8 protein-coding genes and 2 rRNA genes (1 of these 10 cut by a window edge) are annotated in these 12,274 nt (G+C 37.0%); 9 read left to right on the top strand and 1 reads right to left on the bottom strand.

All coding sequences use genetic code 11. The features are described 5' to 3' along the window. The 9 genes from DCC35_RS20120 to DCC35_RS20080 all read left to right on the top strand — a co-directional run. A 23S ribosomal RNA gene (locus DCC35_RS20120) occupies positions 1-1,046 on the top strand (it extends 1,843 nt beyond the left edge of the window). 113 nt (positions 1,047-1,159) lie between these two features. Next, positions 1,160-1,271 (top strand): 5S ribosomal RNA (gene rrf / locus DCC35_RS20115). Between the two features lie 297 nt (positions 1,272-1,568). After that, positions 1,569-2,594, top strand: a complete 1,026-nt coding sequence (locus tag DCC35_RS20110; RefSeq protein ID WP_137092503.1) for a potassium channel family protein — start codon at positions 1,569-1,571, stop codon at positions 2,592-2,594. A 123-nt stretch (positions 2,595-2,717) separates the two neighbouring features. Then, complete coding sequence (locus DCC35_RS20105; RefSeq protein ID WP_137092502.1) at positions 2,718-3,272, top strand: pentapeptide repeat-containing protein; 555 nt, start codon at positions 2,718-2,720, stop codon at positions 3,270-3,272. A gap of 71 nt (positions 3,273-3,343) precedes the next feature. Continuing rightward, positions 3,344-4,468, top strand: a complete 1,125-nt coding sequence (locus DCC35_RS20100) for a pyridoxal phosphate-dependent aminotransferase (protein ID WP_137092501.1) — start codon at positions 3,344-3,346, stop codon at positions 4,466-4,468. A gap of 93 nt (positions 4,469-4,561) precedes the next feature. Continuing rightward, a complete protein-coding gene (locus DCC35_RS20095; RefSeq protein WP_137092500.1) occupies positions 4,562-6,106 on the top strand; it encodes a tetratricopeptide repeat protein in 1,545 nt (514 codons plus the stop codon). Positions 6,107-6,346: 240 nt separating this feature from the next. Continuing rightward, positions 6,347-7,729 (top strand): alpha-amylase, encoded by a 1,383-nt coding sequence (locus DCC35_RS20090; protein WP_137092499.1) that lies wholly within the window; start codon positions 6,347-6,349, stop codon positions 7,727-7,729. Between the two features lie 127 nt (positions 7,730-7,856). After that, positions 7,857-9,896, top strand: coding sequence for a S9 family peptidase (locus DCC35_RS20085; RefSeq protein WP_137092498.1), 2,040 nt, complete (start codon positions 7,857-7,859; stop codon positions 9,894-9,896). Next, on the top strand, positions 9,897-10,889 hold the full coding sequence (locus tag DCC35_RS20080) for a 2-hydroxyacid dehydrogenase (RefSeq protein ID WP_137092497.1): 993 nt from the start codon (positions 9,897-9,899) through the stop codon (positions 10,887-10,889). Positions 10,890-10,923: 34 nt separating this feature from the next. Here the strand turns inward: DCC35_RS20080 and DCC35_RS20075 are convergent, their stop codons facing one another. Beyond that, positions 10,924-12,039 carry a fatty acid desaturase family protein gene (locus DCC35_RS20075; RefSeq protein WP_137092496.1) on the bottom strand — a complete coding sequence of 372 codons (1,116 nt, stop codon included), beginning with the start codon at positions 12,037-12,039 and terminating at the stop codon, positions 10,924-10,926. Positions 12,040-12,274 lie beyond the last annotated feature (235 nt).

Below are 12,274 nucleotides of genomic sequence, written 5' to 3'. Positions count from 1 at the left end.
CTGACACCTGCCCGGTGCCGGAAGGTTAAGGGGGACGTTAGCTTCGGCGAAGCGTTGAACTGAAGCCCCGGTAAACGGCGGCCGTAACTATAACGGTCCTAAGGTAGCGAAATTCCTTGTCGGGTAAGTTCCGACCTGCACGAATGGTGTAACGATCTGGGCACTGTCTCGGCCACGAGCTCGGTGAAATTGTAGTAACGGTGAAGATGCCGTTTACCCGCAGTGGGACGGAAAGACCCCATGAACCTTTACTATAGCTTCACATTGGTATTGTGTAAACGATGTGTAGGATAGCCGGGAGGCTTTGAAGCTGCGTCGCCAGGCGTGGTGGAGCCGTTGTTGAAATACCGGCCTTTGTTTACGTGATATCTAACCCGTTAGACGGGGACAGTGTGTGGTGGGTAGTTTGACTGGGGTGGTCGCCTCCAAAAAAGTATCGGAGGCTTCCAAAGGTACCCTCAGCACGGTTGGTAATCGTGCGCAGAGCGCAATAGCATAAGGGTGCTTGACTGTGAGACCTACAAGTCGATCAGGAACGAAAGTTGGGTATAGTGATCCGGTGGTTCCGCATGGAAGGGCCATCGCTCAAAGGATAAAAGGTACTCTGGGGATAACAGGCTGATCTCCCCAAGAGCTCACATCGACGGGGAGGTTTGGCACCTCGATGTCGGCTCGTCACATCCTGGGGCTGGAGAAGGTCCCAAGGGTTGGGCTGTTCGCCCATTAAAGTGGCACGCGAGCTGGGTTCAGAACGTCGTGAGACAGTTCGGTCCCTATCTACTGTGGGCGTTAGAAGCTTGAGAGGACCTGACCTTAGTACGAGAGGACCGGGTTGGACGAACCTCTGGTGTATCGGTTGTGGCGCCAGCTGCAGTGCCGAGTAGCTATGTTCGGAAGAGATAAGCGCTGAAAGCATCTAAGCGCGAAACTCCCCTCAAGATGAGGCTTCTTTTAAAGGACGTCAGAGACGATGACGTTGATAGGCTGCAGGTGTAAAGTTAGAGATAGCATAGCCGAGCAGTACTAATTACCTGTAACTTTCCAGGGATCTCCTAAGGATCCAATCTTAATGTACTTATGATTATTTTAAATCTGAAGTTTACTTGTGTGTTTGATATGTCAAAAGATATTAGGTTGACAAACGCGTCAACAAAGAGTTTATGGTGAAGATAGCGAGGGGGATCACCTTTCCCCATTTCGAACAAAGAAGTTAAGCCCCTCAGCGCTGATGGTACTGCAGTTAAATGTGGGAGAGTAGGTCATCGCCATTTTATTATCAATGCCTCATCGGATTCCGGTGAGGCTTTTTTTATGCCCGATCCCTACAACGATTACTACCTCTCCACTCTTCGCTCTATGTTCTCTACTCTTCGTCCTCTGTTCTCCTACCTTCATTCACTCTCACTCTGTGTTCTTTCTTCTTTCTTAAAAAAGAATTTCAACATTAGAATTTGTTTATCCCAGATCATTAATTAGCTTAACGCTTTATATTCAACCAAAATTAAATTCAGGGTTAACTTCTTATTTAAGAGGTGTTTTCCTGACAATACTTTCAATAATCAGCTAATATGAAAAGATGGTTCTACGTTCTCCTTGCTCTTTTTATTTATTTTATTGTTGTAGGTGTACTAACACTTCTGGAGAGCAATGTAGATGAATCAAATATCAAATCATTTTCAGATGCTTTATGGTACTCTATCGTTACCCTAACCACCGTTGGATATGGAGATTTATATCCTGTAACTCCTTTAGGTAAAATAGTTGGTTTATTAATTATTATTAGTAGTGTGGGAGTTCTTGGATATGTTATAGGTGAGATAATGGCTAAAATTAATGACTATATGGAAAAGAAAAAACAAGGATATTTCGGAACTGATTTTACCGGTCATTATGTTATGATTGGCTGGAACAATTTCGGGCGCTCTGTCGCTCAGCAAATTTTAAATACTGGAAAGAAGTTAGCAATAGTCGTAGATAGTAAAGAACAATTAGATTTAATCAAATCCAATTTTGAAACAGATAAATGTTTTGTTTTATATTCTGATATTCAAAACTATGATGTTTTTAAAAAGGTCAATATCGAAAAAGCAAAAAGTATTTTTGTTAATCTATCAGATGATACTGATACTTTAGTTTTTATTTTGAATCTTAAGAAAAAATATTCTAATCTTTCATTTATCGCTACCTGTAAAAATGCCAGTTTGAAGGACACTTTTATGAGTGCAGGTGTAAATTATGTTGTGCCTCAAGCAGAAGTAGCATCAAGACTTGTAGCTAGTTATATTTTTGAACCCCAGGTTGCTGAATATACAGAGGATTTAATGTCTTCCAGTAAAAGTGATTTAGAAAGTGATATTCAACAATATCGGATTCTTGATTCTAACGAATTTGCAAATAAAGAATATTTGAAGATTTTTTATGAGATCAAAGAACGATTCAATGCCGTCACTATAGGTATGGTTTCTGGTAAGGATCTAATTAAAAACCCAGACAATAACCATTTGGTTAAAGCTGGTGATTATCTAATCTTGATTTCATCAGGAAAGGTTAAATCACAACTTGAAAAGTTTTTTGGTGTGCTTGAAGGACAATAACAAGTCTAGTTCTGGGAGATCAATTTATTAGGTTATCATTCACCATGGAAATGAATGGGTTATATATAAAGAATAATAAAGAAGAGCAGGACTGTATTTTCCAAGACCTGCTAAATTTAGAATATGAAATACATCGAAGGAGAAGATATTTTAGGTAAAGACGATATTGAAATCGGAGAATATGAAAACTGTATTTTCACAAATTGTAATTTAGCTAAACAAAATTTGAAGGATTATAAGTTTATTGACTGCGAATTTATAGATACCGATCTCAGTAATATTAATACAGGCAATACCTCCTTTCAAAATGTTCTTTTTAAAGGTTGCAAAATGTTAGGGGTCAGGTTTGATTACTGTAATCCTTTTCTTCTTTCAATGAAATTTGAAAAGTCTCAGCTAAACCTTTCCTCTTTTTATGCCTTGTCCCTGGAAAATTTTGAATTGACAGAATGTGATCTTAGTGAAGTGGATTTTACGGATTCCCGTCTCGTTGAAAGCAGCTTTGTAAACTGTAAATTAAATGGTGCGATCTTTGAAAATTGCGATCTTACCAATTCAGATTTCTCGACAGCTGCAGGCTATTCAATCGATCCGGATAAAAATAAGATTCAGGGATGTAAATTTTCTTTAATCGGCTTGCCTGGACTGCTGGATAAGTATCAAATAGAAATAGTTTAAACCTGATAAGAATTTATTTTTTTTAAATTTTATTAATAATTAACTTATAAGAATAACTTTCATTTATTCTTATGAGCAAATTAAACAGACGTGATTGGCTTAAAAGCTCAAGCCTTCTGGGAGCTGCAGCCTTTCTTGGACAATTCCCAGCCCTGGGTAACGAAACATCACAAGGAAATATTGCAGATAGCCTTAATTCAGAAAGATTAATTAGGTTAAGTTCAAACGAAAATGCTTATGGTCCATCAAAAGCAGTTCGCAAAGCAGTTGTTAATTCTTTTGACGATGGTTGCCGATATCCATGGGCTTATATAAAAAATTTAAATGAGAAAATTGCAGAGAAAGAAGGAGTGACTCCGGATCATTTGGTTATTACAGGTGGTTCTACTGAGGGATTAAAAGCTACCGGAGCTATTTATGGAATGTATGGTGGCGAAATTTTAGCTCCTAAGCCCACATTTCTGGCAATGATGGATTATTCCAAATTATTCGGAGGCAGGATTAACTGGGTTGATGTAGATCAGGACATGGGTATTGATCTGGATCAAATGAAAAAAAGAATTAATCCTCGTACAAATCTGATCTTTCTATGTAATCCTAATAATCCTACTTCTACTCTTTTGCCTTCAGGGAAATTGAGACAGTTTTGTGAAGAAGTTTCTGAAGACACCATAATCTTTTCTGATGAGGCCTATTATGATTTTATCGAAGAAGAAAATTATCCTTCCATGGTAGAATTAGTTAAGGAGGATAAAAATGTTATCGTTTCTAGAACTTTCAGCAAAGTTTATGGTTTAGCCGGCTTTCGAATCGGATACCTTATTGCCAGACCTGATATAGCTTCACGGTTAAGAAATCATCTAATGGCTTTTACCAATGTACCAGCCATCAAAGCTGCAGAGGCTGCACTTGAGGATAAAGATTTTTACAAGTTGTCTTTAGATAAAAACCGGGAAGCAAAAACATTGATATATAAAACCCTTGATGAACTAGGATTGGAATATGTTAATTCGCACACGAATTTTGTTTTCTTCAAATCCGGTAAACATATAGATGATCTTGGTAAACATTTTCATGAAAAAGGAATGCTTATCGGGAGACCATTCCCGCCTTTTTATGATTGGTGTAGAATAAGTACAGGTAAGATTGAGGACACAAAAAGGTTTTGTGATGAATTAAAAACAGTACTTGGATAAAATTATCCGGTGCGTTTTGTTTTGATATTCATGTACTTAAATGGAATTATGATTAAATTATACTACCTATTTAAGTTCAAAAACTTCAAGGCCATGGGAAAAGTTAAATTACTATCTGCTTTATTAATTTCATTCACTCTTTTATTTTCATGTCACAATCATAAAAATGGTGATCAGGGTTATTCTCTGGGAAAGGTAGAGTTAGATGTTACCGGTGATAAACAAGCTGCTCAGATGTTTATTAAAGGTCTTCTTTTACTTCATAGTTTTGAATATGTCGATGCCCGTGAAGAATTTATTAGAGTTCAGGAAGAAGACCCTGATCTGTTAATGGCTTACTGGGGGGAGGCAATGACTTATAATCATACACTATGGCGTAATCAGGATTATGAAAAAGGATCCGAGGCAATTACGAAAGCTTTGAAGAATGAGAATTTTAGCTCACTAACAGAACTTGAAAAAGATTTTATTAATTCAGTTGGGGTTTTATACAGATCGGGAAGTAGTAAATCAGAAAGAGATGAATTATACTCTGAGTATTTACATAAAATGACAGAAAAGTATCCTGGAAACCAGGAAGTAGCTTCATTTTATTCATTGTCTCTTTTGGGTAAGGTGAAAACAACAAGAAATTATGAAGTTTTTGGTCAGGCAGCTGAAGTTGCAAAAGAAGTCCTAAGTGAAAATCCTCAACACCCCGGGGCATTACACTATTTGATACATTCATACGATGATCCGGGTCACGCACGATTAGCTATCCAAGCTGCTAATAGTTATGGTAAAGTAGCTCCTGATGCTGCCCATGCGCTACATATGCCATCTCACATTTATGTTGCAATGGGAATGTGGGATGCGGTTGTTGAAGCGAATGAACGCTCTTACCAGGCTAGTGTTGATAGGAAACTAAGAAAAGACCTCGATAATGATGCACGGGGCTACCATTCTTTCCATTGGTTACAATATGGTTATCTGCAGCAAGGAAAAGAGGATAAAGCAAAAGAAATGGTAGAAAACATGGCATTGTATACCAAGGAAAAACCTTCCACCAGGGCACGAGCACACCTGGTATATTTAAAAGGAACTTACCTTGTTGAAACGGAAGACTGGAATTCTGATATAGCGAATATTGTTGTTGAAACTGAAGGTTTAAATATCTTAGAGCGTGCTAATTATAATTTTATTGATGGAATGAAGGCGTACGAAAGTAGAGATTCAAAGTCTTTGGAATTGGTAATTACTTCATTGAAAATTCAAATTGAGGAAGAAGAAGTGAAAGTTAATGATACAGGGATATCTATTTGTAGTGGAGAAAGTCGGGATATGGTAAGGCAAAGCGATGTCGATGCTGCCAGATCTACGGAATTCCAATTAAGGGCTTTATTAGAAAAACTGAATGGCAATTTGGAACAAACTGAAAAGTATCTTCTAAAAGCAATTGAGCTAGAGGAGAAAGCTGGCTATAACTATGGTCCTCCTGCTATACAAAAACCATCTCATGAAATGCTGGCGGATTGGTTAGTTGAACAAAAAAGAATTGATGAGGCATATTTGTATTATGAACAAACCCTAAAAAGGCATCCTAATAGAATGAAGGCTGTGAATTCTCAGCAAAAGCTTGGTTACGTCAAAACCATGTAAGCTATATTTACGTATTAATAACATAAGCCGATGTTAAAGTAATTTTAAACATCTGGATAAGGCCGGTAAGACCGGCCTTTTTTTGTGCAATCCTTTTTAAAGCCCTGGATTTTAATTTGATACTGTTTATAGATATTTTTTGCAATCGTTTGTGCTAACGTTTGCGGTTATTTATTATCAATTTTTTGTTGTAAATGTCTGATTTATAGTTAGTTTAGTTTAAAACCAAAACTAAATAATATGTTTACCCAAATTAAACATTGCGCATTATTATGCGTAACAGGATTGCTGTTTGCCTGCTCCAATGTGGATGAACAGACCTTAAAACCAAAACATCAGGATGTTGTTGAAGTAACACCATCAAATCCGGAAACGGAACAATCTACCGGACCGGGTGGCGGTGTTATAATGCAGGCCTTTTACTGGGATGTACCAGCAGGGGGCAATTGGTATAATACTATTAAAAGTAAGATATCTGAATGGGATGCTGCGGGCATTAGTGCTATTTGGTTACCACCGGTATCAAAAGCTATGAATGGGCCTTATTCTATGGGGTATGATCCATTTGATTATTTTGACCTGGGGGAATATAACCAAATGGGTTCAGTCGAAACCAGGTTTGGTTCGAAGAATGAATTGATCAGCCTGATCAATACTGCACACAACTATAATATTGAGGTTTATGCAGATATTGTATTAAATCACAATAGTGGAGCTCAATCAGAGTACAATCCTTTTACAGGAACTAATACGTACACAGATTTTAATCCTGCTTCAGGTAAATTTTATCGATCTGCCAGTGACTTCCATCCTAATAATTATGCTAATCAAGATGAAGGTGTTTTTGGTGGATTTCCGGACTTAAGCCATTCTGTTCCTTATGTTCAGGGATGGCTATGGAAAAACAGTAATAGCGTTGCAAAATATTATAAAAACGTTATTGGATTTGACGGTTGGAGGTTTGATTATGTAAAAGGCTTTGGTGGCTGGATTGTTAAGGACTGGGTCGATGAAGTAGGTGGTTTTGCAGTTGGTGAAAACTGGGATGGAAATGCAAATACCTTACAAAACTGGGTCAATAGTACCAGCCGAAGGGCATCAGCTTTTGACTTTGCTTGTTATTACAGGCTTGATGAGGCCTTTGACGGAAATGACCTGAGAAAATTGAATGGCGATATGCTATGGAAGCGTGATCCGATGAAAGCAGTAACATTTGTTGCCAATCATGACACTGACATTATCTATGATAAAATGCATGCCTATGCATATATTCTGACTCATGAAGGTTACCCAACTATTTTTTACAAAGATTATGAAGAGTGGCTTGATAAAAGTAAACTCAATAACCTGATCTGGATTCACAGAAATCTAGCAGTTGGCAATACCAGCATACTACATGTAGATAACGATGAGTACATTGCCAGGAGAAATGGAAATCCGGGAATAGTAGTTTATCTGAATGATTCGGGATCATGGGTAGAAAGATGGATTCAGACAAACTGGAATTCAGTAAGAATAAAAGATTATACAGGGAATTCAAGTTGGGAACCTGTCACCCAGGGGAATGGATGGGTTAAAATTCAATGTCCACCAAATAGTTATTCAATTTGGAGTTCAAAATAAAATAATCTGATTTAGGTTATGTTTATCGGGACCGGCAGATGCTGGTCCTTTTTTAATAATAATCTATAAATAATCTAATGGACTTATTAAATTGATAAAGAAACAAAAACCATATCTAATCCTTACCATGAAATTACTATATATAACTTTATCATTTTTGATGAGCCTGACAGTGTTTGGACAAAATTCAGCTGTCCTGGAGCCAATTGATATATTTGATCTCGAATATGTGTCCAGTCCAACAATTTCAACAGATGGAGATAAGATTATCTATATTAGAAACTCCAAAGATATTATGTCTGATAGAGGAGTATCTAATTTATGGATAGTTAAAACAGACGGCTCCAATCATTACCCACTTACTACCGGTAATCATACCAATTCATCTCCGGTTTTGTCACCGGATGGAAATAAGCTGGCATATGTCTCTAATAAATCAGGGAAATCACAAATACATATGATGTGGCTTGATAAGGATATTCAATTTCAGCTAACTAATCTTCAGAAATCTCCTTCACGACTTACCTGGTCTCCGGACGGGAAATATATAGCTTTCCAAATGTTTGTAGATAAGAAACCCAAGAGGATGGTTGAATTACCTCCAAAACCTAAAGGTGCTGACTGGGCCTCTTCTGCAATTTATATCGATGAAATGGTTTATCGCCGGGATGGTTCCGGGTATGTAAAACCAGGTAGCTCGCAGGTATTTGTTATTAGTACGAATGGTGGAACTCCCCGACAGATAACATCTGGAGATGTTGATCATACCGGTATGATGAGTTGGAGTAAAGATTCAAAATATCTGTTTCTGAGTGCTAACCATGATGATGACAGGGAGTTTAATCCATTGGATTCAGAAATATACAGAATAAGTGTTGCCGATGGTTCTAATACTGCATTGACCGACCGATATGGTCCTGATACTAGTCCGATTGTTTCTCCTGATGGTTCAAAAATAGCTTACCTTGGATATGACGACAAAAAGCTCGGGTATCATAATTCATTAATCTATGTGATGAATATTGATGGAAGCTCTTCTGAAATGATTGAAACCAATTTAGATAATTCGATCTACAATATTCAATGGTCAGGTAATGACAGAATTTACTTTTTGTATGATGAAGAAGGAAATACGAAGGTAGCATCGACCAATCTTAATGGTAAGTATCGTGATGAAATCAATAATGTTGGAGGGTTATCATTAGGTCGTCCTTATAGTGGTGGAGACTTTAGTGTATCAGAAGAAGGTATTGTCGCCTTCACATATTCTACACCTGATCATCCTGCAGACCTTGCGGTGTACGATAAAGAATTGAATCGTATTACAAGGTTAAATGAAGACTTATTCAATTATAAGCAATTAGGTGAGGTTGAAGAGATCTGGTATAAATCAAGCCATGATGGCAAGGAAATACAAGGCTGGATTTGTAAGCCGCCAAATTTTGATCCCTCAAAAAAGTACCCATTGATATTAGAAATTCATGGTGGGCCTTTTACGAATTACGGAAACCGGTTTTCTACAGAAGTTCAACTCTATGCTGCTGCAGGTTATGTAGTGTTATATACCAACCCAAGGGGGAGTACTAGTTATGGAGCAGATTTTGCAAATACAATCCACCATAATTACCCAAGTAACGATTATGAAGACTTAATGTCTGGTGTTGATGCGGTGATCGAAAAGGGATATGTAGATGAAAATCGGTTATTTGTGACTGGTGGAAGTGGCGGTGGAGTGCTGACTGCGTGGATAGTAGGTAAAACTGATCGATTCAGAGCAGCTGTCGTTGCAAAACCGGTGATTAACTGGTACAGCCATACATTAAGCGCAGATAATCCTGTGTTTTTTACAGAATATTGGTTTCCCGGAAAGCCATGGGAGGTTCCTGAAGAGTATATGAAAAGATCACCAATCTCACTGGTTGGAAATGTAACCACACCGACTATGCTATTGACCGGGGAAAATGATTACCGGACACCGATTTCTGAGTCAGAACAATATTATGCTGCATTAAAACTTAATAAGGTGCCTTCTGCATTAGTTAGAATTCAGGAAGCAAGTCATGGCATAGCTGCTAAACCGAGTAACTTAATTAATAAAGTAGTTTATATTTTGGGATGGTTTGAGAAGTTTGATGTTTCAGAAGAAAATTTAAATAATGAAAAATAGATGAAGACTGCAGTATTTAGCACAAAGTCTTATGACAGAGAATACCTGAATAGGTTTAATAAAAGCCATTCACATGAACTGACATATTTCGAGGCTCCGTTAAATGAAAACACAGTTAATTTGACTGTAGGGTATGATGCTGTTTGTGTTTTTGTGAATGATAATCTCAATAAAAAAGTAATAGATGAATTGTCATCAAACGGGGTAAAGGTAATAGCACTAAGATGCGCGGGATTTAATAATGTAAACCTTGATCAAGCTACTAAAAAAAAAATTGCAGTAGTCAGAGTTCCTACATATTCTCCTCAGGCAGTTGCAGAACATGCCGTAGCATTAATTTTAACGCTGAATCGTAAAACCCATAAAGCGTATAACCGCATCAGGGAAAGTAACTTTTCGCTTGAACGGCTCACCGGGTTTGATATTTATGGTAAAACAGTCGGTGTTATAGGAACCGGACATATTGGTGCTCTATTTGCGAAAATTATGCTTGGCTTTGGTTGTCATGTGATCGGTTATGATGTTAAGGAAAATCAAGACTTAATGGACGCAGGAGTTAAATACTATGATCTTGATGAATTATTTGAAAAATCAGATGTTATTTCTTTGCATTGCCCACTAATTCCTGCTACTCATCACTTACTTGATAAAGAAGCTTTTGATAAGATGAAAAATGGCGTTATGGTGATCAACACATCTCGTGGCGCTCTGATTAATACTTCAGATGCAATTGCTGCACTCAAATCAGGGAAATTAGGTTACCTCGGCATTGATGTGTACGAGCAGGAGGAAAAACTATTTTTCAAAGACTTATCAGAAGAAATAATTGAAGATGATGAAATTTCCAGATTAATGACTTTTCCCAATGTACTAATCACCTCACATCAGGGTTTTTTTACTAAGGAAGCATTGGAAGAAATCGCTCGGACTACTCTGAAGAACCTTACTGATCTTGACCAAGAGAAAAAACCAGATAACCAAATAAATGGATAAAAAAAAGGGAGGTTAGACCTCCCTTAATATTTTATTAAGCTGCCATTCTTAACTCATAGTCAGGCTTAATTTTGTCTTGCCTTCCCAGCGTTTTAAGTAGTTTAAAATGACTTATTAATGCAGATGTGAAACTTTTCTCATAAAAATAAGGCAAGTTATATTTCTCAGTTGTCTTTTGAATAATTCTGGATATTTCCGGATAATGCACATGACATACATAAGGAAATAAATGGTGCTCTATTTGATAATTAAGTCCTCCGATAAAATAAGAAAGGACCTTGTTATTCATTGCGAAATTTGAAGTTGTTAAGATCTGGTGTACAGACCAGTTTTCTTCAATCATTTGCTCATCCTGCATCACGAAATCTGAAGTTGGAACCACATGAGCTGGCTGGAAAATCAGGCTGAGTGATAATCCTGCTACAGCGTGCATTGTCAAAAACATCAAAACAGTTAACCAGGCTGGTGTGCTGAATAATACAATAGGTAAAACCAGGAAGACTCCAAGATAAAATATCTTTGAAATAATTATCTTCGTCATTCTGATAGCAACTTCCTTATTGGATTTTATAAGACCTTTTCTGCGATAGTTAAATACTTTGATATAATCTTTAATCGCCATCCATTGAATAGTAGAAATACTATAAAGAAATATAGCATAAATATGCTGATATCTGTGAAACCATCTTCTTGGCTGATTAGGTGTAAACCTTAATACATATCTTGGCTGGATATCTTCATCAGCATCTTCGATATTGGTATATGTATGGTGAAGGACATTATGTTGTAATTGCCATAGCCTTCCATCCACGCCCATTAGTGGAGCAGTAAGTCCAAGTAAATTATTTAGCATTTTCTTTCCGGACAATGACCCATGTAAAGCATCGTGCATTACAGATGTCCCAATAAATGCCATGCCTAAGCCCATAGTGATCCATGCTCCAAACATTAATATCGGATTTTGAATGACACCGGTAAGCATTAAAATGAAAGGAACAAGATATACAGATAAAGCAAAAATAGTTTTGAATAAAACTGTATTATTCCCCGTTTTCTTTAATTGATTCTTTTTGAAGTATTCGTTGACATTTTTCTTGATCTCGGCAGAAAACTCCTTGTTAATTGTTCTTGAAAATTTGTATCTAATCATAAAAGGGTTAATTGTTTCTTCTAAATAATTTTATCCTCTTTTTTGATTATAGATAATGGATCGAACTATTTAAAAGATTTATTCTTTCTTTCCTAACGTCAAATTTAACTATTAGATGCCACGATACCTAATTAATTTCTCAGGGTTAGAGAATCTCATGTAATTCTGAGGTACTTAAATGAACGTTATAGCTCTTTAGAGAAGATAATCAGTTAGTTAAGTATTAAATGTCACA

Source organism: Mangrovivirga cuniculi, assembly GCF_005166025.1.
Taxonomy (GTDB): Bacteria; Bacteroidota; Bacteroidia; order Cytophagales; family Cyclobacteriaceae; genus Mangrovivirga; species Mangrovivirga cuniculi.
Note: the sequence above shows the minus strand (reverse complement) of the source record. Positions and strands in the feature narration are given on the sequence as shown.